The organism is Glutamicibacter soli (assembly GCF_052322135.1).
Taxonomy (GTDB): Bacteria; Actinomycetota; Actinomycetes; order Actinomycetales; family Micrococcaceae; genus Glutamicibacter; species Glutamicibacter soli.
In genome coordinates, this window is sequence record NZ_CM125969.1 from 1,603,045 (window position 1) to 1,628,246 (window position 25,202).

At 55.1% G+C, this 25,202-nt stretch carries 23 protein-coding genes; 19 read left to right on the forward strand and 4 right to left on the reverse strand.

The annotated features are described in order from the left end of the window. Window position 1: 1 nt before the first annotated feature. From leuD to ACTX90_RS07610, 5 genes are all read left to right on the forward strand, one after another. Window positions 2-607, forward strand: coding sequence for a 3-isopropylmalate dehydratase small subunit (gene leuD, locus ACTX90_RS07590; protein ID WP_161449935.1), 606 nt, complete (start codon window positions 2-4; stop codon window positions 605-607). Window positions 608-908: 301 nt separating this feature from the next. After that, entirely contained in the window at window positions 909-2,228 is a 1,320-nt protein-coding gene (gene murA, locus ACTX90_RS07595; protein ID WP_443443725.1) for a UDP-N-acetylglucosamine 1-carboxyvinyltransferase, read from the forward strand. A gap of 13 nt (window positions 2,229-2,241) precedes the next feature. After that, window positions 2,242-3,006: a lysophospholipid acyltransferase family protein gene (locus ACTX90_RS07600; protein ID WP_443443727.1), complete on the forward strand. Its 765-nt coding sequence runs from the start codon at window positions 2,242-2,244 to the stop codon at window positions 3,004-3,006. Window positions 3,007-3,069: 63 nt separating this feature from the next. Then, window positions 3,070-4,071, forward strand: coding sequence for an NAD(P)H-dependent glycerol-3-phosphate dehydrogenase (locus tag ACTX90_RS07605; protein WP_443444004.1), 1,002 nt, complete (start codon window positions 3,070-3,072; stop codon window positions 4,069-4,071). Continuing rightward, entirely contained in the window at window positions 4,071-5,183 is a 1,113-nt protein-coding gene (locus tag ACTX90_RS07610) for a D-alanine--D-alanine ligase family protein (protein WP_053797935.1), read from the forward strand. The genes ACTX90_RS07605 and ACTX90_RS07610 overlap by 1 nt, the downstream gene beginning before the upstream one ends. Before the next feature lie 109 nt (window positions 5,184-5,292). Here ACTX90_RS07610 and ACTX90_RS07615 read toward each other — a convergent pair whose 3' ends face one another. Next, window positions 5,293-5,814, reverse strand: coding sequence for a DUF3515 domain-containing protein (locus tag ACTX90_RS07615; protein ID WP_443443729.1), 522 nt, complete (start codon window positions 5,812-5,814; stop codon window positions 5,293-5,295). 66 nt (window positions 5,815-5,880) lie between these two features. Between ACTX90_RS07615 and ACTX90_RS07620 the strand changes: the two genes are divergently transcribed. Genes ACTX90_RS07620 through rsmD form a run of 4 tightly spaced genes read left to right on the forward strand, consistent with a single transcriptional unit; the run spans window position 5,881 to window position 10,720 of the window. After that, complete coding sequence (locus tag ACTX90_RS07620) at window positions 5,881-6,939, forward strand: LCP family protein (protein ID WP_053797937.1); 1,059 nt, start codon at window positions 5,881-5,883, stop codon at window positions 6,937-6,939. 21 nt (window positions 6,940-6,960) lie between these two features. Further along, window positions 6,961-7,929 carry a DAK2 domain-containing protein gene (locus ACTX90_RS07625; RefSeq protein WP_053797938.1) on the forward strand — a complete coding sequence of 323 codons (969 nt, stop codon included), beginning with the start codon at window positions 6,961-6,963 and terminating at the stop codon, window positions 7,927-7,929. Beyond that, the gene (locus tag ACTX90_RS07630) at window positions 7,919-10,108 is read left to right on the forward strand and encodes an ATP-dependent DNA helicase RecG (protein ID WP_053797939.1); all 2,190 of its coding nucleotides are present in this window, start codon (window positions 7,919-7,921) and stop codon (window positions 10,106-10,108) included. The genes ACTX90_RS07625 and ACTX90_RS07630 overlap by 11 nt, the downstream gene beginning before the upstream one ends. Window positions 10,109-10,126: 18 nt before the next feature. Continuing rightward, complete coding sequence (rsmD, locus tag ACTX90_RS07635; protein WP_053797940.1) at window positions 10,127-10,720, forward strand: 16S rRNA (guanine(966)-N(2))-methyltransferase RsmD; 594 nt, start codon at window positions 10,127-10,129, stop codon at window positions 10,718-10,720. Here rsmD and ACTX90_RS07640 read toward each other — a convergent pair. Continuing rightward, window positions 10,688-11,470 carry a spermidine synthase gene (locus ACTX90_RS07640; protein ID WP_053797941.1) on the reverse strand — a complete coding sequence of 261 codons (783 nt, stop codon included), beginning with the start codon at window positions 11,468-11,470 and terminating at the stop codon, window positions 10,688-10,690. The genes rsmD and ACTX90_RS07640 overlap by 33 nt on opposite strands. Further along, complete coding sequence (locus ACTX90_RS07645) at window positions 11,467-12,675, reverse strand: aminotransferase class I/II-fold pyridoxal phosphate-dependent enzyme (RefSeq protein WP_053799388.1); 1,209 nt, start codon at window positions 12,673-12,675, stop codon at window positions 11,467-11,469. Before ACTX90_RS07645 ends, ACTX90_RS07640 begins: the two co-directional genes overlap by 4 nt. Before the next feature lie 112 nt (window positions 12,676-12,787). Here ACTX90_RS07645 and coaD point away from each other — a divergent pair, with 112 nt between their 5' ends. The 10 genes from coaD (at window position 12,788) to ACTX90_RS07695 (ending at window position 22,028) form a co-directional block, all read left to right on the forward strand. Continuing rightward, window positions 12,788-13,258, forward strand: a complete 471-nt coding sequence (gene coaD / locus ACTX90_RS07650) for a pantetheine-phosphate adenylyltransferase (RefSeq protein WP_053797942.1) — start codon at window positions 12,788-12,790, stop codon at window positions 13,256-13,258. Between the two features lie 84 nt (window positions 13,259-13,342). Then, the gene (galU, locus tag ACTX90_RS07655; RefSeq protein ID WP_053797943.1) at window positions 13,343-14,242 is read left to right on the forward strand and encodes a UTP--glucose-1-phosphate uridylyltransferase GalU; all 900 of its coding nucleotides are present in this window, start codon (window positions 13,343-13,345) and stop codon (window positions 14,240-14,242) included. 159 nt (window positions 14,243-14,401) lie between these two features. Further along, window positions 14,402-15,424, forward strand: a complete 1,023-nt coding sequence (locus tag ACTX90_RS07660) for an LCP family protein (RefSeq protein WP_053797944.1) — start codon at window positions 14,402-14,404, stop codon at window positions 15,422-15,424. 102 nt (window positions 15,425-15,526) lie between these two features. Next, window positions 15,527-16,414, forward strand: coding sequence for an ABC transporter permease (locus ACTX90_RS07665; RefSeq protein ID WP_443443735.1), 888 nt, complete (start codon window positions 15,527-15,529; stop codon window positions 16,412-16,414). A gap of 148 nt (window positions 16,415-16,562) precedes the next feature. Continuing rightward, window positions 16,563-17,282, forward strand: a complete 720-nt coding sequence (locus tag ACTX90_RS07670; RefSeq protein ID WP_443444005.1) for an ABC transporter ATP-binding protein — start codon at window positions 16,563-16,565, stop codon at window positions 17,280-17,282. A gap of 7 nt (window positions 17,283-17,289) precedes the next feature. Next, window positions 17,290-18,327 (forward strand): glycosyltransferase family 2 protein, encoded by a 1,038-nt coding sequence (locus ACTX90_RS07675; protein WP_053797945.1) that lies wholly within the window; start codon window positions 17,290-17,292, stop codon window positions 18,325-18,327. After that, window positions 18,327-19,145, forward strand: a complete 819-nt coding sequence (locus ACTX90_RS07680; RefSeq protein ID WP_053799391.1) for a CDP-alcohol phosphatidyltransferase family protein — start codon at window positions 18,327-18,329, stop codon at window positions 19,143-19,145. The genes ACTX90_RS07675 and ACTX90_RS07680 overlap by 1 nt, the downstream gene beginning before the upstream one ends. Before the next feature lie 41 nt (window positions 19,146-19,186). Beyond that, entirely contained in the window at window positions 19,187-20,077 is an 891-nt protein-coding gene (locus ACTX90_RS07685) for a glycosyltransferase family 2 protein (protein WP_082344727.1), read from the forward strand. Between the two features lie 63 nt (window positions 20,078-20,140). Beyond that, entirely contained in the window at window positions 20,141-20,602 is a 462-nt protein-coding gene (locus ACTX90_RS07690) for an FAD synthase family protein (RefSeq protein WP_443443738.1), read from the forward strand. A gap of 61 nt (window positions 20,603-20,663) precedes the next feature. Further along, complete coding sequence (locus ACTX90_RS07695; protein WP_082344728.1) at window positions 20,664-22,028, forward strand: stealth family protein; 1,365 nt, start codon at window positions 20,664-20,666, stop codon at window positions 22,026-22,028. A 154-nt stretch (window positions 22,029-22,182) separates the two neighbouring features. On the opposite strand, the gene ACTX90_RS07700 is transcribed toward ACTX90_RS07695, so the two are convergent. Next, window positions 22,183-24,888, reverse strand: a complete 2,706-nt coding sequence (locus tag ACTX90_RS07700; RefSeq protein ID WP_443443740.1) for a bifunctional glycosyltransferase/CDP-glycerol:glycerophosphate glycerophosphotransferase — start codon at window positions 24,886-24,888, stop codon at window positions 22,183-22,185. Between the last annotated feature and the right edge of the window lie 314 nt (window positions 24,889-25,202).

Here is a 25,202-nt window from a genome sequence, read left to right on the forward strand (position 1 = left end):
CATGGAAAAGATTGTTAGCCACACCGGAATCGGTGTACCACTGCGTCAGAGCAACGTCGACACTGACCAGATCATCCCCGCCGTCTATCTTAAGCGCATCACCCGCACCGGGTTCGATGATGCCTTGTTCGCCGGGTGGCGCCGCGATGAGAACTTCATCCTGAACCAGGAGCCATTCAACGAAGGTTCGGTTCTTGTGGCCGGCCCCGACTTCGGCACCGGTTCGTCTCGTGAGCACGCAGTCTGGGCGCTGAAAGACTACGGGTTCAAGGCAGTCATTTCGGCTCGTTTCGCGGATATCTTCCGCGGCAACTCCGGGAAGCAGGGGCTGGTAGCCGCCGAGGTCGCCCAGAGCGACATCGAATTGATCTGGAAGGAACTGGAGAACAACCCGGGCACCCAGGTCACGGTTGACCTGGAATCACGCACGGTACAGTGCGGATCCATTTCCGCGCCATTCCAGATTGACGACTACACGCGGTGGCGCTTGATGGAAGGCCTGGATGACATCGGCCTGACCCTTCAGCATGAAGAGGACATCACCGAATTCGAGGCTGCACGTCCTTCGCATAAGCCGAAGACGCTTCCAGCACGATTCGCCGACTAAACGGCAGCATCTTGGCTGCGGCATCAAGCTGATCTTGACGCTCTGCCATGGTTCCCCGGACGGCCCGTTCGGCATTCAGTTCAATGCATTGTGCTGAATGCGAACGGGTCGTTTCCTGTTTGGATGTTCCACCGATGTATTCCTTGAATTCAAAGGCTGAAAGCATCCTCACAATACCCACGCCACGCGACTATCGGTCCCATTTCATGCTGTCTTAGGCGGTATGCTTACTTAGTCCTGCTAGTTCACGGCCCGCAGGCTGGAGCAGGCAATAACGACTACGCGATGAGGTATTTCATACATGGGTAAGATCCTGACGATCCATGGCGGTGTGCCACTTGAAGGCACCGTACGAGTCGGCGGAGCTAAGAACCTGGTTCCCAAGGCCATGGTGGCGGCGCTGCTAGGCGATACGCCTTCGGTGCTCCGCAATGTGCCAGAGATCAAGGATGTTACCGTCGTTCGCAGCCTGCTGGAGATCCACGGGGTCAAGGTCGAGCAGGATCCGGAAACCGGCGACCTCACCATGGACCCGAGCCAGGCCAAGTCGGCCTCCAACCAGGCAATCGATGCCCACGCCGGCGATTCGCGCATCCCGATTCTTTTCTGCGGCCCGCTGATCCACTCGCTGGGTGAGGCATTCATCCCGGACCTCGGCGGATGCCGTATCGGCGACCGTCCCATTGATTTCCATCTCGAAGTACTGCGCGAATTCGGCGCGGTCGTGGACAAGGCCACCGACGGTATCCGCATCTCCGCACCGCTGGGCCTCAAGGGCGCAAAGCTCCATTTGAAGTACCCGAGCGTCGGCACCACCGAGCAGGTGCTACTCTCTGCCGTTCGCGCCAAGGGTGTCACCGAAGTCAGCAATGCCGCCATTGAGCCGGAAATCTTGGATCTGATCTCGCTGTTGCAGAAAATGGGCGCCATCATTTCCGTGCACCGCGACCGCGTGATCCGCATCCAGGGCGTCGACAAGCTCAACGGCTACGAGCACACCGCGCTGCCTGACCGCAACGAGGCCGCCTCGTGGGCTTCCGCAGCGCTGGTGACAAAGGGCGATATCTTCGTCCAGGACGCCCAACAGCGGGACCTGACCGCCTTCCTTCACGTCTACCGCCAGATCGGCGGCGAGTTCGAGGTCAAGGCCAACGGCATCCGCTTCTACCACCCAGGTGGCGACCTGAACCCGTTGATCCTCGAAACGGATGTCCACCCCGGCTTCATGACCGACTGGCAGCAGCCACTGGTGGTCGCACTGACGCAGGCCAGCGGCGTTTCGGTCATCCACGAGACCGTGTACGAAAACCGCTTCGGATTCACCGATGCACTGGTGCATATGGGCGCTACCGTCCAGGTGCACACCGACTGCCTGGGCTCCACCCCGTGCCGCTTCGGCCACCGCAATTTCAAGCACTCGGCAGTGGTAGTCGGACCTGCCAAGCTGGTTGGTGCGGAAATCGATGTCCCGGACCTGCGTGGCGGATTCTCCCACCTGATTGCGGCCTTGGCCGCCGAGGGAACCAGCAAGGTCACCGGTATTGAGCTGATCAACCGAGGCTACGAGCACTTCATGGACAAGCTCACTGCACTTGGCGCCAATGTTGAACTGAGCGAATAGAGGATACCGGTCCGTGGTTAAAATCCAGGCTCCCGGCGAAAGCCCGCGCACCAAGCGTATTTTCAATGTTCTGGGTAATATCGTCCGCCCGCTGATGAACTCCCTGATGGGCAAGACCTGGAAAGGCTTTGAAAACCTTCCACAGGGCGGATATATCCTGTGCCCGAATCATTTAACCGAGATTGACCCGCTGGTAGTCGGGCATGCCGTGTACAGCCATGGCCGCCTGCCTCGCTGGATGGCGAAGGAATCCTTGTTCAAGCCGCCAGTGCTCGGATGGATCCTTCGTGAAACCGGCCAGATTCCGGTGGCGCGAAGCGCTGCCGGGGCCGGCGACTCGTTGAAGGCCTCGAAAAAGGTCCTGGACGCCGGGGGCGTCGTGGTGATCTACCCCGAAGGCACCCTGACCCGTGATCCCAATCTGTGGCCTATGGTGGGACGAACAGGCGCCGCCCGTCTGGCACTGCAGACAGGTGCCCCGGTTATCCCCATGGCCCACTGGGGTGACCAGGAGCTGCTGCCGCGTTACTCCAAGAAGATGTACCTGTTTCCCCGCAAACACGTGACGGTATCTGTTGGCCAGCCGGTAGACCTCGAAGACTTGCGCAATGGGCCGCGTACTCGAAAAGTCCTTGAAGAAGCTACCGAACGCATCATGGCATCGATTACCGAGCTTCAGGCAGAAATTCGCGGCGAAACCCCGCCGGAAAAGCCGTGGGACCCCAGCGAGCATGGACAGGCTCGGACCGGTCGCAGCTTTGAAAACCCGGACAAGTAAATACACGTCAGCTACGTCGAAAGAAGAATCGTGACCAAGCCTTTACCACGCAAGATCGCCGTCATGGGCGCCGGAAGCTGGGGAACCACTTTCGCAAAGGTGATGGCAGACGCCGTGGCCGAGCACAACATTGCGGTTCAAATCTGGGCTCGTCGGGACGATGCTGCGCATGAGATCAACGAACGCCACACCAACTCCCGCTATCTGCGCGACACAAAGCTTCCGCAGAACATTTCCGCATCCTCCGACCGCCGAGTAGTCCTGACCGGGGCGGACCTGGTGGTGCTGGCGATACCTTCCCAGTCGTTGCGGGCAGAACTGGACGGGTTCAAAGACCTCATCGAGCCGGACGCAGTAGTTCTGTCGCTGATGAAGGGACTGGAACGCGGCACGGATTTGCGCATGAGCCAGGTGATCGCAGAAGTCGCAGAACTGCCGGAGAACCGGATCGCGGTCTTGTCAGGCCCGAACTTGGCGATGGAGATCGCTCGCGAGCAACCCACTGCTTCCGTCGTAGCCTGCACGGATGAGCAGACGGCCAATTGGATCGCCCAGCTGTGCTCCGCTCCGTACTTCCGCCCCTACACTAACGATGACGTGCTGGGTGTCGAACTCGGAGGCATCGTCAAGAACATCATCGCGTTGGCCGTGGGCATGTGCGACGGTATGGGCATGGGGGACAACACCAAATCCACCGTCATCACCCGCGGCCTGGCGGAAACGACTCGACTGGTCTTGGCATTGGGCGGACGACTGGACACGTTGGCCGGCCTTTCCGGCTTGGGTGATCTGGTGGCTACGTGCTCGTCCTCGTTGTCGCGCAACAACACCGCCGGGCGCCTTTTGGGGCAGGGGCTCTTCCTCGACGAGGTTAATGACCGTATGTCGCAGACTGCCGAGGGAATTAAATCTGCCCGAGCAGTATTCGACCTTTCCCGAACACACGGTGTTGACATGCCTATTACCGAGGCTGTCGTCATGGTGCTTGAAGGCACGCTGAGTGTTGAAAACATGGCGGAGCGTCTGCTGGCTCGCGAATTGAAGTCTGAAGGAGAACTGCAGTAATGACTGAACGCAAACCACGGGTTCTGCTCCTGTTCGGTGGCCGCTCCTCCGAGCATTCGGTATCTTGTGTCACCGCCGCCGGCGTGATGCACGCAATCGACAGGGAACGCTTCGACGTTGTGCCGGTGGGCATCACGCGTCAGGGCGAATGGACGCTCCTGACCGAAGATCCGCAGGACTGGGCTCTCAACACCGGTTCCTTGCCGGAGATCTCTGATGTCGACAATCCGGTGCAGCTCTCAACCGACCCGAACAAGACGTCGTTGATGTCCCTGTCGAAGTCGGTTGTTTCCGAGCTCGGTGAAATCGACGTCGTCTTCCCGTTGCTGCACGGCCCGTTCGGCGAAGACGGTTCGATCCAGGGCATGCTTGAAATGGCCGGATTCTCATATGTTGGTTCCGGTATTGCTGCAAGCGCCATGGGCATGGACAAGCATTTCATGAAGGTAGTTTTCGAAAGCGCCGGATTCAAAGTCGGCCCGTACGAAGTCATTACCAACAAGCAATGGCTGCGAGACAGCGACTCGGCACTCCAGCGTTGTGAGCGCCTGGAGTACCCGTTGTTCGTCAAGCCAGCCCGTGCCGGTTCGTCGGTAGGAATCACCAAGGTCGATGTCCCTTCGGAGCTGAGGGACGCCATCGAGGTTGCGCGCCGCGAAGACCCCAAGGTGATCGTGGAGCAGGGAATTATCGGCCGAGAGATCGAATGCGGCGTCCTGGAAGGCCGCGGCTCGACTCCGTCACGCGCTTCGCTGCCGGGAGAGATTTCGGTTGCCGACAACGGACACACGTTCTACGATTTCGAGGCGAAATACGTTGACGGTGCCGCAGCGAAACTAAGCTGCCCCGCCCAACTCAGCGACGAAGCCACGATGCAGATTCGGGAACTTGCGGTCAAGGCCTTTGACGCCATTGACGCCGAAGGCCTCTCGCGAGTTGATTTCTTCTACACTCCTCAGGGCGAGTGGATTATCAATGAAATCAACACGATGCCCGGGTTCACCCCGTCCAGCATGTACCCGCAAATGTGGGCCAAAACGGGCATCGACTACCGTGAGTTGATTGACGAGCTGATTGCGCTGGCCAGCGAACGCAGGATCGGTCTGCGCTAAGCGGCCTGAGATGAAAAGCGTCTTGCTGTAACCTCTGTGAAAATGGGTTACAGCAAGACGCTTTTCCGTGAATAATATTCAGATTTCCGGCTCGGCCCCCGGATTCCTACTAGAGCTGCTCGTCCTTCTGAATGCTGACGCACTGTTTCTCAGCAGGAATGCGCGAAGCCGCGTCAGACAGCGTAGCCAGAACCGTGCTCGATGGGATGACCTGGGGATCCATAATGATCTCCGTTGCGGGAGTACGACCGTAGGTGGTCAGGGTCCAAACCCCGTCGTTGCCTTCGTGAGCGATCCAATCGACATCATTAACCGACACGCACGGATCAGTTGTCGGGCCGGGGACCTCGACACCGCACCGCAAAACCACCTGCGATGGGTCGCCCCACGCTGAGGTTGCTTGGGACGAGGTTGGGCGACGCTCGGCGTCTCCCACGACTTCTGGAAGTACCACCATCATTTCGGCGCACAGCGGATTGGCAGCGTCGGGAGCAGCATCAACGGATGCAACAGATTCACATGCGGCCAGACCTGGTGCGACGAAAGTCAATGTGGCGATCAACGTCGCGGTTCGACCAAATTTTCGATTAAGTTTTGGTGACGGTTCCGGGTTCAGACTGATTTTGGACACGTTGTAAGCCTACCGTGCGAATCTGAAAGATAAGATGTATTGAGTTGAATCCGTGAAAGGTAGCATATGTCATTCGAAGAACAGCCAACGCGTTCGCGCACGAAGAAAAAGAAGCGAACCGGGCGAGTAGTCCTTCTGAGCATCCTGTCGTTGGTGGTCATCGCCGCACTAGTCGCTGGTGGATACGCCTGGAATCTCGGACGTACATTCGATGACAACAGCCAAAAGCTTGAAAACGCTTTCCCCGCCGAGGAAACTCGCCCGGAAGTCAAGAAGGAATCCGAGAACGCGCTGAACATCCTGCTTCTGGGTAGCGATACCCGTGCGCAACGCGACAGCGACGAGCAGGACGATGATTTTGCCACGCTGCCCAATGGTGGTCGTTCCGACACCATGATGCTTGTGCATATTCCGTCGGATCGTTCAGGTGTTTTCGTGACGTCAATTATGCGTGACACCTGGTTGGATCTTCCCGGCATTGGTGAAGCCAAGATCAACCGTGCATTTGCGAACGGTGGCGTAGCTAAGGCCGTTGAGACTCTGGAAGGCCTTTTCGGCGTTCGAATTGACCACGTGGCTTCCGTTGACTTCGAAGGATTCAAGGGACTGACCGACGCTGTTGGCGGCGTGACCATCAACAACCCGATTGCTTTCCGTCCAATTCACAACAAGAACTTCTACTTCCCGGAAGGCGTGCAGAAGCTCAACGGTGAAGAAGCCCTGGCCTTCGTACGCGAGCGCAAGGCGTTCACCGGTCCCGGCGGAAGCGACTACCGGCGCGTCAAGAACCAGCAGCTGTTCGTCAAGGCGCTGCTTGGCCAGGTCTTGTCGAAGGACACTCTGACGAACCCGGTGAAGATTCAAAATGTGGTGAGCGAATTCGCGCCATTCGTGGCCGTTGACGACACGCTGGATGCAGGCAAGGTAGTTGAAATCGCTTCGTCGATGATCAATATCAGCACCAGCGATATGGAATTCTTCACCCTGCCAAACAACGGTCCTGGCCGCTCGGCCGATGGACAGTCGATTGTCATCCCAGATATGGATACGATTAACAAGTTTGGAGAAGCACTCCAGAACGATACGGTTGACGAATTCGTAGCATCTACTGACCTGTCTCAGTAACCATTGAAGGAACCACTCTTTATGACCACCCAGAAACTTGATACTTCGGTTCGCGCAATTCGCCATTGGCTTGCGCGCAGTGTCAAGAGCCTGGGCAATCATTCAGATCGGCTCAATGCCATCAACGTCTTTCCAGTTGCCGACGGTGACACGGGGAGCAACCTGTACCTGACCGCACGTGCCGGTCATGACGCCGTCAGCAAATTGGAAAGCGATGACATTGGAGGATTCCTAGAAGTTGCCGCGCGCGCCGCCATGGAATCCGCGCGCGGCAACTCGGGAACCTTGCTGGCTGTCTTCCTCAGCGGACTGAGCGAGCCGTGGCAGGGCCAGGAACGGCTGACAGCACCATTGCTGGCACTGGGGCTCGAACGGGCGAAGGTTCGTTCCTGGTCGGCGCTGAGCGAGCCAGTGGAAGGCACCATGCTTTCCGTGATCAATGCGCTGGCCCTGGCCGCGGCTTCCACGCTGATGCACCTGAAAGTCGACAAAGACAGCCGTGCCGCATTGGACACCTTGCTGACGCAAATGACGCAAGCCGCCAGATTGGCTGTCAAGGGCACAGAAAGCACCCTGCCAAGCTTGGTCAAAGCAGGTGTTGTCGACGCAGGAGCTGTCGGCATGCTGGTTATCGTCGACGAGCTTTGCGCCGCCATCCGAAACGAACGCACTGAATTCGAGGATTACGAGGGATTCCACGGTTACAGCGTTCAAGACCCGCACGTCCATTTCGATTTCGAGGAAATCGAGGGTGTGGAAGTCATGTGCACAGTGGCGCTGGATGCCTTGGGCGCGGCAACACTTCGAGGCCAACTGGATGCTTTGGGCAATTCGGTAATCATGTCCCCGGTGAACCAGCTTGAAGAAGACACCTACCGATGGCGGGTGCACGTGCACGTGGAGGATCCCGAAGCGGCCTTGGACCTCATTCGACAACAGGGCAACCCGGTAAACATCAGCGTGACCGATCTTTGTATTCATGACGGCTGAAACTACGATTCAAGATTTCGAGAACTCGCCGCTGTCCAAGATGCTCGGCGCCAAGAACGCAACGGCTTTGGAAAAAGCGTTCGGCTACGGCACGGTAGGGGAGTTCCTCCGGCATTTTCCTCGGCGGTACGTCGAGGTAGGGGAACTGACACCCATCGCGGAGCTTCCCTTTGATGAACATGTCACGGTGGTGGCGCAAGTCGTCAACATCAGTCAGCGCCAAATGCACTCGCGCAAGGGATTCATCTTCGAAGTCACCGTCAGTGATGAGCTAGGCGACGCCGGCCAGCAGCTGAAGATGACGTTTTTCAACGGTTATCAAGCCCGCACGGATTTGCTGGTTGGAACCATTGCCATGTTCAGCGGCAAAGTCGGTTGGTACCAGGACCACCTTCAGCTGAACCAGCCGGACTACGCAGTGCTCGATGAGGCGTCCCAGGCGGATCCTCGACCCATTCCGATCTATCCTGCCTCGGCCAAAATGCCGAACAAGAAGATCCGTGACCTGATGGCATACCTCATTGAGCAGATGACGGAAGAGAATCTCCCGGAGTTTCTTCCGAAAGAGCTATTGGATGCCCACCACTACCCCCTGCGGCACCAAGCCTATGCCAACCGCCATTCTCCACGTGAGCTGAAGAACGCTTACGTTGCCCGCCAACGTTTTGCCTTCGAAGAAGCATTCCTGCTCCAGCTCTCGCTTGCCGAACGAAACCGCCAGATAGGCACCCAGCACTCCATCGCAAGGCCCCGCCGCACCGGTGGGCTGGCCGACAAGTTCGATGCACAGCTGCCATTCGTTCTCACCGAGGACCAGCAGCAGGTCGGGCTTGAGATCAGCCAGGATCTAGAGCTCAACCACCCGATGCACCGTTTGCTGCAGGGCGAGGTGGGCTCGGGTAAAACTGTGGTTGCGCTCCGTGCGATCCTCCAAGTCATCGACGCGGGCGGACAGGCCGCGTTGCTGGCACCCACCGAGGTCCTGGCGGCACAGCACTACGCGTCGATAACCAAGATGCTCGGCACGCTGGCCGACCCTGGCCTCTTCGGCGAAGGGGAAGGAACTGGTGTTGCGCTGCTGACAGGTTCGGCGAAAACCGCCCAGCGCCGGGAAGCACTGCTGGGGATCGCCAGCGGTGAAACCGGCTTGATTGTCGGCACCCACGCGCTGCTTGGCGAACAAGTGAGGTTTGCGGAACTCGGCCTGGTCGTTATCGACGAGCAGCACCGGTTCGGAGTCGAGCAGCGCGATGCCCTACGTGCCAAGGGCAATGATTCAGTACCCCACACGCTGGTTATGACGGCGACTCCAATTCCCCGTACTGTCGCCATGACGGTGTTCGGCGACTTGGAGACCTCAACGATCAAGCATCTTCCCGTTGGCAGGGCGCCGATTTCCACCCACATCGTTCCGATGCAGCTCACTGGATACAGGAACCGCCTGTACACGCGCATCAGCGAAGAAGTCGCGAAGGGCCACCAGGTCTATGTTGTCTGTCCGCGCATCAGTGATTCAGCTGGCGAGCAGGGCGTCTTGTTGGCAACCTACGAGGATACCTCTGCGCAGTCGATGAGTGTCGAGAAGATGCTTGAATTGCTCGGCGGCTTGCCCGAGTTCAACTCGATCAAGGTTCAGGGATTGCATTCGCAGCTGGATTCCGGGGACAAGCAGGGGATCATGGACGCGTTTGCCGCGGGTGACATCGACGTCCTCGTTTCAACGACGGTCATCGAGGTGGGCGTGGATGTGCACAACGCGACGCTGATGGTGATCATGGATGCCGAACGTTTCGGAATTTCGCAGCTGCACCAGCTGCGCGGCCGTGTGGGCCGTGGCGGCTTGCCCGGTACGTGCCTGCTGTCAACGTGGCTGGATGCGGATCATCCGTCGGTAAATCGGCTGCGGGTCATTGAATCTACCCTCGATGGTTTCGAACTGGCCGAAGCAGACCTGGCGGAACGCAAGGAAGGAAATATCCTGGGTGTCCAGCAATCCGGAAGCCAATCCACCCTTCGCGAACTGAGCATCATCAAGGACCGGGCCTTGATTGAAAAAGCCAGGGATGATGTCCGGATCTTAATGGGTATGGCGTCCTGGCACGAAAAGTATCCGGCGCTGCTGGCGGCGACCAAGAATTGGGTTGATGAATCCACCCGCGAATTCCTTAACAAGAACTAACTGAAAGCTGCAAGAACGATGAGCCGAATCATTGCCGGCGCGGCCGGCGGCAACCCGCTGAAGTCCGTGCCCGGCGACGCTACGCGCCCGACCACCGACAGGGTGAAGGAAGCACTATTCTCGCGGCTGGAGAGCTGGGAGATCCTGCAGGGAGCTCGTGTACTTGACCTGTTCGCCGGATCCGGCGCTTTGGGGTTGGAAGCTGCGAGCAGGGGAGCCCGGCAAGTGACGCTCGTTGAAAAAGCGCCCAAGGCCGTGTCAGTGTGCCAGCAGAACACAACCTTGGTCAACAAGGCCCTGAAGAGCGAAAGGGCATCAGTCCAGCGCGGATCCGTCGATTCGGTTCTCGACGGCTACTTTGACGAACAAACGAGCAAACCAAGAAAAACCTTCGACGTGGTCTTTTTGGACCCGCCCTATCCTTTGACCGAAGCTGAGCTTGAAACCACGCTGTACAAAGTCTCCCGGGTGCTTGCCGACGATGCGACAGTTATTGTTGAACGATCCAGCCGGTCTCCTGAACCGGTTTGGCCTGAACTGGTTCAGCGGTTCGCCGACAAGAAGTATGGGGAGACGCACTTATGGTTTGCCGAACCCGTCCAGCCCGAGTGAGTGCTTGATCTCCGACGGGAAGGGTCCCGCCGCTTGGCATTGAGCGATGCTTGACTCATCCAGACGCTTTTTGGATGCAGTCAGTATCAAGTTTCCGGGGTATCGCCTGCTGAACATTTCAGGTGAGGAACTCAACATGACAAAGGCAAAGTTTTGTTGGGCCGCTGCTACCTGCCGATCCGTGAACGCCAGTGGCGGATCGTCGCCTATGTTGATGAACAACAGCCCCTGGTCATCAAGCGCCGTGAACAGCTCCGAGTAGTACTCGGGGACGGTCAGATGCTCGGGAGCTTCCGGGCCGCTGAAAATATCGACGATTATGACATCGAATTTCTGGCCGTAGAGCTGGCTGGCCAGGACCTCGCGGGCGTCGGCAACGATTGTTCGGAGGGAACAATTTGTCGGCAACGGGAGCTGCGTCAACACGAAATCGAGAAGCTCCCGCTCGATGTCGACGGCCACGTGCGTACTTGCTGGAAAGACTACGCTGGCCCAGCGCGCGAGGGTAAGCGCCCCAGCGCCCAAGTGGAGCATACGCAGCGGTTCGCTTGGCTCTCGAAGTACCCTGAGATGATTGGCGATCCTGGCTAGATATTCATAGAAAACTTCTTCCGGATGGGCGAAGTTCACATGGGATTGTTCCGCTCCGCCAATCGCCAGGATCTTTGCCCCGGGTACCAGGTCGTCATCGTAGATTGTTGCATGCTCTTGGACGAATCCGAGCCAACGCTTCTGAACCGCACCAGTCATTGGGCCAGCTCCGGCAAGCCGCGCAGACGCTGGGCCGCTTCGATGATCACGCTTTCCTTCTTGCAGAATGCGAACCGCAGCAAAGACGAGTAAGCCTGCCGGTTTTCCGGGTGTACAAAAACTGACATTGGTATTGCTGCTACTCCTAGTCGCTCGGGAAGCAGCCGAGCTAGGTCGGTTGCGTCTTGATAACCCAGCTGACTTACATCGGCCACAAGAAAATACGTTCCCTTGGGGCGGAAAACAGGGATTCCAGACTCTTCCAAACTGTCGGCCAGGAGCCCGCAAGTGTGGCTCAGCGAAGCGGCAAACTGTTGGAAGAAGTCGTCTGGGAGCGACAGCGCTTGTGCCACGGCTGGTTGAAACGCTGGCCCCGACGAATAGGTGAGGAACTGCTTAACTGTTCTGACGGCGGTGATCAGTTCTTCAGGCCCGGTAGTCCAGCCCACTTTCCATCCGGTAAACGAGAATGACTTGCCCGCTGAAGAGATCGTGATCGTCCGTTCGAATCCGCCGGGCAAGGTGGCGATCGGAACATGGCTTAGCCCGAACGTCAGGTGCTCGTAGACTTCATCGGAAAGGATGATGCAGTCATGCTGATGAGCCAGCGTAATGATCTCATTCAATACGTAGTCGCCAAACACCGAACCGGTTGGGTTGTGCGGATTGTTCAGGATAATCATCCGCGTATTGTCGGTTACCGCGGCGCGGAGCTTGGCCAGATCTGGTTGAAAGTCCGGCAATTCCAGCTGGACCACATTGTGTTTGGCGTTCGCTAGCCCAATCATGGCCGCATACGAGTCATAGTAGGGCTCGAACGTGACAACCTCGTCCCCAGGGCCGACGAAGGCGAGAATCGCGGCAGCAATCGCCTCCGTTGCTCCAGTGGTGACGACCACCTGGGTTTCCGGATCCAGATCGAGACCGTAAAATCGTCTTTGGTGGTCGGCAATGGCGCGGCGGAGGGCCGGTATTCCAGAACCAGGAGCGTATTGGTTTGCGCCTGCAGCGATCGAATCGAGCGCTATTTGGCGAATGGCTTCCGGCCCTTCAGTATCCGGAAAACCCTGGCCCAGATTCAGCGCATTGTGCTTGTTCGCAAGTCCTGTGATTTCTTCAAAGATCGTCACCCCCGGCGCGCCTGTCGTATCCAAGAGGTTCGCGCCGTGTGCTGTTCGCTGCCAAGGGGTGAAATCGTTGCTCATAAACCTATTATGGATCCGGGGCAGGAGCGGTCGGGTATTCAAAACGTCACTTCGTTACTTGTATTTATCGGCAATTCACGTTTTGACCGATACTTCTTGATACATTCAACATATGCGTAGAGCCGTTTGCCCAGGATCCTTTGACCCGATTCACAATGGTCATGTCGAAATCATCGCTCGAGCCGCCAGCCTTTTCGATGAAGTGATCGTTGCGGTATCGACGAATTACTCAAAAAATTATCGATTCAGCGAAGATGAACGAGTCGCCATCGTCGAGGAAACTGTCGGCGGTCTCCGTGGCGTCTCAGCTCTTCCCATGGGCCAGGGACTGCTTGCCGACTTCTGTAAGGAACAGGGAGCCGAAGCCATCGTCAAGGGCCTTCGAAGCACGGTCGACTATGCATATGAAATTCCCATGGCAACGATGAATCGTCACCTGACAGGTGTCGAAACAGTGTTCCTGCAGGCAGACACTCGATTCACCCATCTTTCGTCATCACTTCTCAAGGAAGTCCAGACGTTGGGCGGCGATGTTGCAGAATACTTCCCGCGAGCTGTGATGAAACGGCTAGAGAGAAAATAGTCTAAAAGTTTGTATTTCTACCCTGTAGATATATGCTGGTAATTCTGTAGTATCACTCGCAATCTCTGATAGGTCGCTTAATCAATGACTCATCGTCCAATTACAAAGGCAGTCATTCCAGCTGCAGGTCTCGGAACCCGCTTCCTCCCTGCAACCAAGGCTATGCCAAAGGAAATGCTGCCCGTCGTCGACAAGCCGGCCATTCAGTACGTGGTTGCCGAAGCGGTCAAGGCAGGCTTCAGTGACCTGCTCATGGTCACGGGCCGCAACAAGCGTGCTCTGGAGGACCATTTCGATCGTGTCCCGTCCCTTGAATACTCCTTAGAAGCCAAAGGTGACAAGAAGAAACTGGACGCCATTCACGAAGCTACTCACCTTGGTGACATCCACTATGTGCGGCAGGGGGATCCAAAGGGCTTGGGGCATGCTGTCCTTTGTGCAAAGCAGCATGTGGGCAATGAGCCTTTCGCAGTACTGCTGGGAGACGACTTGATCGATGAGCGGGATGAGCTGCTTTCGATTATGGCCGAAGTGCAACAAAAAGTTGGTGGCTCAGTGATCGCGCTTATGGAAGTTGCTCCTGAGCAGATTAGTGCTTACGGTTGCGCGGACATTACATCCGTCGCTGGCGAGGACTTCGTCAAGGTCAACGGCCTAGTTGAAAAACCCGCCGTCGAAGATGCTCCCAGCAACTTGGCGATTATTGGTCGATATTTGCTGCACCCGAGGGTATTCGAAGTTCTTGAACACACCGCACCAGGTCGAGGCAACGAAATCCAACTTACCGATGCGCTGCAAGTTCTTGCGGGCGCTGAGGGCGAGGGATCGGGCGTACACGCGGTCGTGTTCCGTGGTCGGCGCTACGACACCGGTGACAAGCTTAGCTACTTGCAGGCAAACATCACTCTTGCCGTAGACCACGAAGACCTCGGCGAAGGCCTTAAGTCCTGGCTAATGGAATTCGTCGCCGAACTCGAAAGCTAGAGTTCATTGAAGGCTACTCAGGATAATCACATTTATCTTGGGTAGTCTTTTTCATTGCACGAAGTCACCTGGACAGTCCGTTGGCTTCGACGGATATTTCTCGGTGGGGTAGAAGTGAACGCAAACGATCCAAGTCAGCACTACTTAGGCTCTCGTAGCATGAGCTTCGGAGCCGCGCGGCGAAAGAAGAAGCGTGTTCGCGCTATTGTACTTTCTGCGGTGGGAGTACTTCTCATTGCTGTGCTGGGTGCAGGCTATTATCTCTTCAACTTGCAACATGCCTTTAATTCCAAAACCAACACCATCGCTCTGAACTTCACGCAGGAACAAGAGGACGCGCGGCCGGTTAGGGATCCAGATGACGGATCGATGAACGTCCTCTTAGTCGGCGTTGACCATGCAGATGATGACTCCGATCGATCAGCTGCCCTGGACGGGGCGGTTAGCCAGCGCAGCGATTCTATGATGCTCGTGCATATTCCGGAGGACAGGTCCCAGATTTATATCATGTCCGCAGTTCGTGACATGTACGTGGATATTCCGGGCTATGGGAAAAATAAGCTCAACGCGGCCGTTTCGCTCGGCGGTATTCCGCTACTGGTGCAGACCATGGAAGGCCTTTTCGACACCAAAGTTGATCATATAGCCATGATCGACTTTGGCGGATTCAAAGAATTGTCCACTGCCCTTGGTGGTGTGACGGTTCAGAATGACATCCCTTTCACCGCGCACGATACCGATTACTTCTACCCGAAAGGCGAGATTAATCTGGAAGGGGATCGGGCTCTGCGTTTCGTCCGAGAACGTAAGTCATTCACCAACGGCGATTACCAACGTGTCGCCAACCAGCGGAAATTCATAGCTGCTGCCGCAAATCAAATGTTGTCTGCCGACACACTTGCCAACCCCGTCAAGCTTTACGACATTGTTGACAAGGTATCGCCATATTTGACCTTCGACAGCAGCTTCGATGCCGCGACGCTGGTCGGTTTGGGTATGCAGCTCAAGAATGTCGACACGAACAATCTTGCAATGTTCACAATGCCAACTGCAGGCAGCGCCACAAGTGCAGATGGGCAGTCCATTGAGCTACCTAGCGAGCAGGCTATCCAACAAATCCGGGAAGCTCTGAAGACCGACGCAATGGACGAGTACCTTAAGGAAAATCCACCCCAAGAATAGATTGAACGAGTGATGGGCGCTACAGTTGCCTGCTCTTAGTTGGGGAAGTCGTCGAAAACCTGACCCGATCTACTAGACTTTGAACATCTGTGCTTGTAAAGCATGAAGAAGTTGGTCGAAGACAATGAGGATAATTCACACATGACAGTGGCAGAGGAAGCCGACAAGTTTGGCTTGCACCGTGTGGGTGCCCGCCCAACGTTGGCCAGCTACCTGAAGCAGACCTGGGAACGGCGTGAGTTCATCTACGAGCTAGCCAAGGCTCGTGTTCAGAAGCAGAACCAGCAGAATCGCTTGGGCATGATCTGGGTTGTACTCAAGCCGACTATGAACGCCATCATGTATGGCGTTATTTTCGGTGTCCTGCAGGGAGATAGCAAAGGACCTGACTTTCCAGTTTTCGTCGTTATCGGAGTCTTCCTTTTCGAGTTTTTCACGAGCTCAATGAATGGCGGCGCGAAGTCGATCACCGGTAACCAAGCTCTGGTCCAATCGTTGTCCTTCCCCAGACTGACGTTGCCAGTCGCTCAGGTCACTCAGAATCTCTTGACCTTGATGCCCATGGTCGTAGTCATGTTCATCTACGCGATAATCCTCGGCACAACACCCAAGTGGACCTGGCTTGTCATTATCCCGTTACTCATGATCTTCAGTGTTTTCAACATGGGCATTGCCCTGATCTGCGCTCGAATCACCGTGCATATTCGTGATTTCACCCAGATCCTGCCGCTGATTACCCGCATGCTGTTCTACACCTCGGGCGTACTCTTCAGTGTCGACCGTATCTTGAACCACTGGCCCTGGCTGGTGCAGATATTCGACTTCCACCCGTTGTATCAGACGCTGCAAATCGCTCGGGCAATGATCATGAACGATGCCACCTACGATCCTTTCGCTTGGATCGTGGTTTCCGTCTGGGCGCTGCTGGCGCTCGGTTTCGGACTCATTTACTTCTGGAAGGCTGAGGAGCTTTACGGCCGTGCCAATTAGTTTTGACGATTTAATCAATCCCGGGCTCCATCCGGAGTACGAACCTGCTCCGATTTTCTCCGATGACACGTCGTTCATCGATGTAGTTAAGCCCGAAGATATCAAGTCCTCCACACTCACCATCGATGAAACGCGTCAGCCGGTCGTCATGGTGGACAACCTCCACGTCAAATACCAGGTATTTTCGAGCGGTAAGGCGGTGGGCACTGCAGGGGCGAGGCGATTGCTGCAGCCGAAGATGCGGGGAGTTCGGACCGTCCACGCACTCAAGGGTGTCTCCTTCGTCGCGTACGAGAACGAATCGATCGGCATCATCGGTTCTAACGGATCCGGCAAGTCGACCTTGTTGCGAGCTATCACGGGGCTCACACCGCCTGCTTCAGGGGCCGTCTACGCCCGCTCGAGGCCGAGCCTGCTTGGCGTTGGCGCGGCGCTGATTCCCGATCTTTCGGGCGACAAGAACATTACCCTCGGCGGCTTGGCTCTCGGCTACAACCGTCAAGAGGTTGAAACCATGCGTGAGGAAATCACGAAATTCGCCGAGCTCGAAGAGTTCATTGACCTGCCCATGCGCACCTACTCGTCAGGTATGGCCGCTCGTTTGAAGTTCGCAATTGCGGCGTCCAAGCAGCATGACATTCTGATTGTCGATGAGGCATTGGCTGTCGGTGATGCCAAATTCCGCAAGCGCAGCGAAGCCAAGATCCGTGAGATCCGAGAAAACGCCGGAACAGTATTCCTAGTATCGCACTCCATGAATTCCATCAAAGAAACTTGCAACCGATGCATCTGGATTGAAAAGGGTGTCCAGAAGATGGACGGCGACCCGGACACGGTCATCAAGGCGTATCAAAAGCACAAGAAGTAAGTGACAGATGACTGACTATCCTGGCGTCTCATACGTCATGCCGGTACTGAACGAAGCCGATTATCTGCGTGAGGCTGTTCAATCGATCCTTTCGCAAGAATACGAGGGGGACAAGGAACTAGTTCTTGCATTGGGACCAAGCAGCGATACAACCAACGCGGTTGCGGAACAGCTGGCGTCCGAAGACTCCCGTATTATCCTCGTCGATAATCCCAAAGGCCGGACTCCCAACGCACTGAATCTTGCCATCGGCAAGTCAACCCAACCCATCATCATGAGGGTTGATGCGCATAGCGAGCTTCCGCCCCAATACACCCGTCGAGGAGTCGAGACCCTGTTCCGCGTCGGCGCTCACGATGTCGGTGGACTCATGGATGCCAAGGGCAAAACGCCAATACAGCGAGCGATTGCTGCCGCTTATCATTCGAAATTCGGATTCGGGGGCCCTGCCTACCACTCGGGCGCACCCGAGGGCGAAGCTGAATCCGCTTACCTCGGAATTTTCAGACGCGAAGTTTTCGATAAAGTCGGCCTGTACAACGAAGAAATGTGGCGCGCCCAGGACTGGGAACTGTGCCTGCGGATCCGCCAGGCAGGTTATAAAGTCTGGTTCGATCCCGAGCTCAAGGTCGGCTACTACCCACGCGATAATTTCAAGGCGCTGATTCGCCAGTCATACGCTTCGGGCACATGGCGTGGCGAAATTGCCAGGCGCTACCCTGAAGGCAAGTCACTGCGTCACGATTTGCCGCCACTATTGCTCCTCGGCGTCACCGCAGGTCTTGCAGCGACGCTCGCTGCCCCGTTCGTCAAGGGAAAGCTGCCTAAGACTGCCCGAGCAGGATTGAATCTGCTCCAGGCCGCACCGATGGTTTACGCAGGTGCCACGGTTGCCGCTGGCATTGCCTCCAATGCTGAGAACCTCGGCGAAAAGCTTCTTGCTTCCGTCGCCTTCAAAAGCATCCATTTGCCCTGGGCAGCAGGCTATGTGAAGGGCCGAGTCTTTGGAGCGGCCGGCACCTTGGACCGAGGACGAGTTAAATGATGGTTGAACGTCCAAAAAATCCAACCTTGGATCAACTGCGTGCAGTGTGCCAGCCCCCTGAAGTTAGGGCTCGAAAGAACGCTGAGCACTGGACAGCGGAACTCTACCTTCGCCATATCTCGATCTATCTGACGGCAGTATTGGTTCGAACGCGAATCACCGCCAACGGAGTCACCGGACTGATGATCCTTGCTGGATGGTGCATGTCGCTGGCATTGCTGATTCCGGGGATCTGGGGCCCTTTGCTGGCGGTCATACTCTCGCAAATTCAGCTGTACTTCGACTGCTCGGATGGCGAGGTTGCCCGCTGGCGGGCGTCGCAATCGCCGCGCGGAATCTTTATCGACATGGTCGGGCACCACACGACCGAAGCGCTGATTCCCATTGCACTTGGCTTCCGCGTATTCAATGAACTTTCTGGCGATCCTGCAAGTGCAGACCAAGCCTGGCCAACCCTTTTCATGGCCGCGTGCTTGTCGGTTCTCTTGGTGCTCAACCGATCCCAGTCATTAATGGTCCATGCTGCGCGCGGCATGGCAGGTCTGGGCAAGCTGCCGGATACCGCTGCTGCCCGTGCCGTACCGACTACCACGGTGATCGGCCGGCTGCGTTCCCTGGCGCGCTTCCTGCCATTCCACAAACTCCTGCATGCAGTTGAGCTCAGCCTGATTATTCTCCTGTGCTCCATCATTTCTGCTGCGCTGGGTTCACCTGGCAGCGCTGAGAAGTGGATGATCTGGATCCTGCTGCCGGCTTGCATACTCGTGAATATCGGTCATTTTCTTTCCAATATGGCTTCATCGAGGCTCAAAGCATAGACATGGAATCATCAAACAGCTCAAACGGAAGGTTTCCCGGCATGGAGACTACAACCCTGCCCTCCATTGGTGTCGTGGTTCTTACAATGGGAAATCGACCTGCTGAACTGCGTCGTGCACTGGATTCTCTCCTTGCCCAAGAACACGTATCGATCGACGCTGTTGTTGTTGGCAATGGCTGGGATCCCACCGGGATTCCAGAGACGGTTAAAACTCACCATTTACCGGAAAACTTAGGTATCCCAGCTGGACGAAACGCTGGTGTCACTCAGGTCTCGGGTGAATTCTTATGTTTCCTGGACGATGATTCGTGGTTCTTGGACAATGAGTTCCTAATCAATGCCGTTCGCAGATTCGAAAAGTACCCGAAATTGGGATTGCTGCAGCCGCGAATAACCGATCCGGAACATGAGGATCAAAACCCGACACGGTGGATTCCTCGCCTCAATAAACGAACGGCCGTTGAGCCGAGCAAGGTTTTTCACGTCGGGGAAACGTGCTTGGTGACGAAACGAAAATTGTTCGACGAGACCGGAGGCTGGGCGGGCGGTTTTTGGTACGCGCATGAAGGGATCGAGCTTGCTTGGCGGGTTTGGGACACCGGTACATACGTTTGGTATGCCGGTGACATGAGAATTGGGCATCCGATCGTGGATCCGCGTAGGCACGATGAGTTTTACCGGCTTAATGCACGAAACAGAGTGTGGCTGGCTCGGCGAAATCTTCCTGTCCCGTTTGTGTGGATTTATCCCCTTTCATGGATGCTCATCGAATGCCTGAGATTGCGGAAAAACAAAAGCGGCGTGAAACAATATCTCTTAGGATGGACGGCCGGTTGGAAGGGAAGCCCATGGTACTTGGAACCACGGCCTAAAATCTCTTGGCGTACCATCATCCGAATGTCATTGGCCGGGCGCCCGCCCGTTCTCTAAACGAGAGCATTCGAGACTGCTCATTGAATCACTATGCACGTTGAACGTGACTTGGAGGTAAACATGACGAAAACCGTACTAACTTACGGTACTTTTGATCTTTTCCACATTGGCCACTTGAATATACTCAAGCGGCTACGTGAGAAGGGCGACCGGCTGATCGTTGGCGTCTCAACGGACGAATTCAACGCGATCAAGGGCAAGAAGCCGGTAGTTCCATTCGAGCAACGCCGTGAAATTGTCGAGTCGATCAAGTATGTCGACCTCGCTATTCCAGAGGAAAACTGGGAGCAGAAGCGCCTGGATATCAAGAAATACGATGCGAAGGTGTTCGGGATCGGTGAAGATTGGAAAGGAAAGTTTGACGATCTCGGGGACGAAGTTGAAGTCGTGTACCTGCCCCGCACCGCTGGCATTTCTACGACTGAGATGAAGCGAGTGCTCAGCGAATTCGACGAACGCCATGTCGAGTCGCTCAAGAGCACTCTGGATACGCTGAGTCAGATCGTCAAGGAATTGAGCTAAGACCATAAGGAACGCCGGAGGCGTCGCAAGAAGTCGATCACGAGTAGCAAAGGGGAGGGTCATGCTCTCAGGATGGCGAGGACGAATCGGGCGCGTAGTACCCGAACCGCTGGTGGACAAGGCTCTGGACCGGATGTTCAAGAGCGCAGGTAGCCGGCAGCCAGTCACCGTTATGTCTTTGCGCCGGTCTGCTGAGGAACTCTCGATGGCGGTTGCTCGTCAGCTGGGTATAGAGTTCACGCGTGCGTCCAGTACCCTTCCCCTGTGCGTAGATGCCGCCCGCTGGCCGCATTTACTCGAAGCCTTCGGGGATGCAGGGATGTCTGTCCGGTCGATGCACCAACAACATTCTTACGCGGCTACCTCCGTCTGGAGCGTGAGCATCCGCGATAACCAGTCGGAAGGCATAGCGGATCTTCGCGGCGCCGGTGCAATCTGGCAAGTATTTCCGGGCCGAATCGAATTGCCGCTGGACGCTCAGGACTTCGACGGTAACATTGATGCGGTATACACATGGGTCGACGCGGACGATCCGCAGTGGGCCGAGAGCTACCGCAGTGCGCTCGCGGAATCTGGCCGAGACACCGGTGATAGCGCAGTCAATAGCGCTAGGTTCGAATCACGTGACGAACTGCGATATTCACTGCGATCGCTTGAGCTCAACCTTCCCTGGATCAACAAGATCTATCTGGTTACTGCAGGGCAGCGTCCGGCATGGCTCAAAGAGGAACACCCGAACTTGGTGCTGATTGACCACCACGATATCTTCACGGACCCCGAGAGCACCTTGCCGACGTTCAATTCGCATGCGATTGAATCCCAGCTCGCAAATATACCGAACTTGTCGGAGCAATTCATTTATGTCAATGACGACGTGTTTTTCGGACGTTATCTGCACCCCAACACCTTCTACGGTCCTGCAGGCCAAGCCAAGTACTGCATGACGGGATCACACTTCTCACAGGCGGAGGACCCTGAACTTCCGGTTAACAAAGCGGCGGCAAACAACAGGCAAGTAATAGTTGAGCGCTTCGGGCGTACCACCTCACGCAAATTCCAGCACGTGGCCCATCCGCAGAGGCTGGAAGTCCACCGTGAACTTCAGCGGGAGATGCCGAACCGGATCGCGCAAATTGCAGGGAATCGCTTCCGTTCCGCGGATGACCTGTCCATTCCGTCCTCGCTCGCCCATCAGTACGCGGCGCGTTTGGGGTTGGGCTACCCGACCACGGTGAACTACAGCTACATTGATATCGGCTCGCATGCTGCGCCTCTTGATTTCCTTCGTCTTGCACGAAACAGGAATGTGGACATGTTCTGCATCAATGAAGTGCTGACGCTCAAAGGCGCTCCCGATCGTTCGGAACTAGTACGTAATTTCCTGGCAGCCCGCTTCCCATTGCCTTCTTCCTTTGAGATTGTATAAAGTCGTACGTGACGACTTGGTTAGAGCGGTATACGGTATGAAGACCTTCTTCGCATGCGTGCCGAGCCTCACAAGTTTGAGGTAAATACGAGTTTGCCCCGGAACCATTTGGTTCCGGGGCAAGCCTGTCAACGTGCCGAGCTGGCTGGTTATTTTAAAACTCCAAGACTTCCCTATTTTTCGCGGGGCGGATCAGTTTTCTCATCTCTTGGTAGACTCGCTCAGAGTTGGCAGTATCCAAATACCTAAATGTTGCTTCAGTCCTGGCCCGGTAAAGAGAATTCAGTCCTTCAACGACACACTCAATGGTAGCGTCAACTGCGGAATCAGTATCCGTCGTCACGGGCCCGAAACCGTCGGTTTCGAAATTAAAGTAGCCTACATCGTATGTGTGGGATCCTGCTTTGATTGCTTCTTGGTCAAACTGGAAGTAAACCACTGGAACTTTACCGTAAGCCGCCTCGAATGCCGTCGACGAATAGTCGGTAACTAAAACAGCCGACTCGTGGACGTATTCTGCGAAGGTCTGCCTGTCCCAGTCAAGGATCTCGACATCTTTGTTTAGATTCATGTCGCCCACATAGTCCGCGAGCGACGGATGGGGCAAAAGTCCCACTTTTAGATCATTTGCAGTAGCGATATCTTGTAGTTCTTTACTGTTCAAGAAGCTTGACCACGATTTAGCGTAGTCCGAGTCTGAAAACCCTTCCAAGCGTGTGCGTCTTCCTTGTGCGTCGGAGGGGCCCACAAGGCTTTGTCGCCAGGTAGGCGAAATCAGTATCCACTTCTTTCTCGCGCTACCAGTAGGCACGAGGAGCGCGTCATGCCGAGGAAAACCAGTGAGAACAACTTCTTTACTCGAAAAGCGGTATGCTGTGTCATTGCCTACAATCGATTTATACTCATCCACGGTGCTTGTGATCAGCAAATCGATTTTTTTTCCGTTAAACCAGTAGGACAAATCGTGGTCGGTAACTCCGTGCTGAAGGAAGACGAACTTCCACTTACCTCTCGATGCGAGTTTTCCTTCAAGTGGGTTCGTTACGAACTTATCTAGATGCGACGAGGCATAGACTTGGGCATTCAGTAGTGCAATTTTATGTTCGTCAGTTCCGTGAGCTATGAGCCTAAAGCCTTCCTCAGCAAGTCGAGTCCAGTCGCTTGAATCCTTATCTAGGACAAACCAGGAATTCACTTTAGGGTGATTTTGCTTCACGTGGCGGTACAGATGTTCCGCATTATCATTAGCCCTGAAAATTCGGTCCATAAAAATCCAGCAATTATCGAATTTGGCGGCATATGCTGGAGAATCTGAAAGTTCTAATAGTCGGTCGTCGTGACTTTTTGGGGCTGGTTTAGGTTTTCTGAAGAAGCGGATTTTTGCCTGAATCTTCTTCCTGAGGGATCGAGGAACGGAAGATTCAGATGTGACGACTCGTGGCTGGGGAACCTTTCTTGAGGTTATGTCAATTCCTGCCAATGCTTTGCTGACTGTGTAAGGACGTAAGGTGTAATGCGAACGGGTACGTTTCCCGAGTACCAGTTCTCGTTTACGCTCATCTATCGATACATCGAATGTTCCGTGCGCTGGGATCCAAATGTATCGATGAGAGAATAGTGTGCGGCCAAAGAAATTCATTGGCCGTATTTTAGAATGTTTGGGAGTGACTGATAATCCTTTATAGGTAATTCTCTCCTGGGGCAGGTCACCCGAGAAAACATAATGTATCAAAGTCATGTGGCGATCTACGTCAATAGACTCAACATAGACTTTTTCTGGTCTTGCGTTATTGTCTTTGTAGCCGAGAATTAGTGCGTCGCGGAGATCAAAGTCTGTGGGCATGAGGTCAAACTGCATGACAGACGAAACGGAGATATTTTCCATGACTTTGCCAATGTAGTCATGAAATTTTTCTTTAACATCGAATTCCAATCTACGCGATGGGGCCCCAACTTTGCGGTCGCCTCGGAAATACCAGAAAATGTCATAAAGCAGCAACATCTGAAGCCACTCGGGTACGGAGCCATGGATAGACTTGGCAATATTCAGCAGATCAAGATGGCCGACCTCAAGCACCTTTCCATACTTTTCGGGTTTCAACGCGGAGGTCTGAACCGAGGAGGTACCTGCAGCGCGTCGCCGGTAAAAATAGGAGGATTCTGCGCAAATTCCTATAATTGGATCTTCTTGCTTCAGCAGGTAGGAGGACACGAAATGTGCGTCTTCGAAACTAAAAGTCAATTCCTCATTAAAGTAATGCTCAAGCCGTATCAATTCGCTACGGCGAACAACTGCAGTTGCTCCACTCATATGGAAAAAATTGGGAGATCTATTCAGATTGACGAATCTGTTTCCGTCTCTGAATCGCCTGTCCAACGGGTGTGCGTGTGAAATCTGCCCCGTGGCTTCGTCGAATGAAACGATTCGTGTAGCGTACATAGAAGCTGTTCCATTTAGGTCTTCAGCCATGAATGAAATTAGCTTCGCGAAATAATCATCGGCGAGATAATCATCGGGATCGCAGAAAGTTATCCATTCAGACGTGGTGTGTCGAATCCCTAAGTTTCTCGCTGAGGCTTGGCCCCCGTTAGGTTTGACAAGAATCTTGTGAACAATGGATGTACTTGCTGACCATTCGCGGATCATCTTTTCGGAGTCATCTGTAGAACCATCGAGAACAAGTATGACTTCGATCTGATCCGCTGATTCTTGGTTGTTTATGGAGGTCAGAAAATCTTCGAGGTAGTCTTGTACGTTATAAATTGCGGAGACGACTGAAACTTTCGGGGCTATGCCGACAGAATTAGGGCCGGCAGCCTGGTCATGCGTGGTATGGATGAGATCAGGATTCGAGTTCACAGTGTTCAATTGTAGGTGGTACTTGGAATGCTGTCAGATCATGTTGACGGCTCGGTCAAGGACTGCAGATATTAGTTTCTAGGAACTCAGCGTCGACCGATGATTCGGGTGAGCTTCATGACAGCGCACACCCGTGGGCATCAATGTCTGCTTAGGTTAGAGATGATATTGGGATCCCAGATCAGCTCGTAATACTAAGTGCCAACATCTCAGGGGTGTCACACCACTCATGCTGGCCCTAGCCATTCGGCCAGTTCTTCTGGCTGTTGAGTGTGTGAGCTGGTCAAGTTCTTGAGACACGATCTTTGATCTTT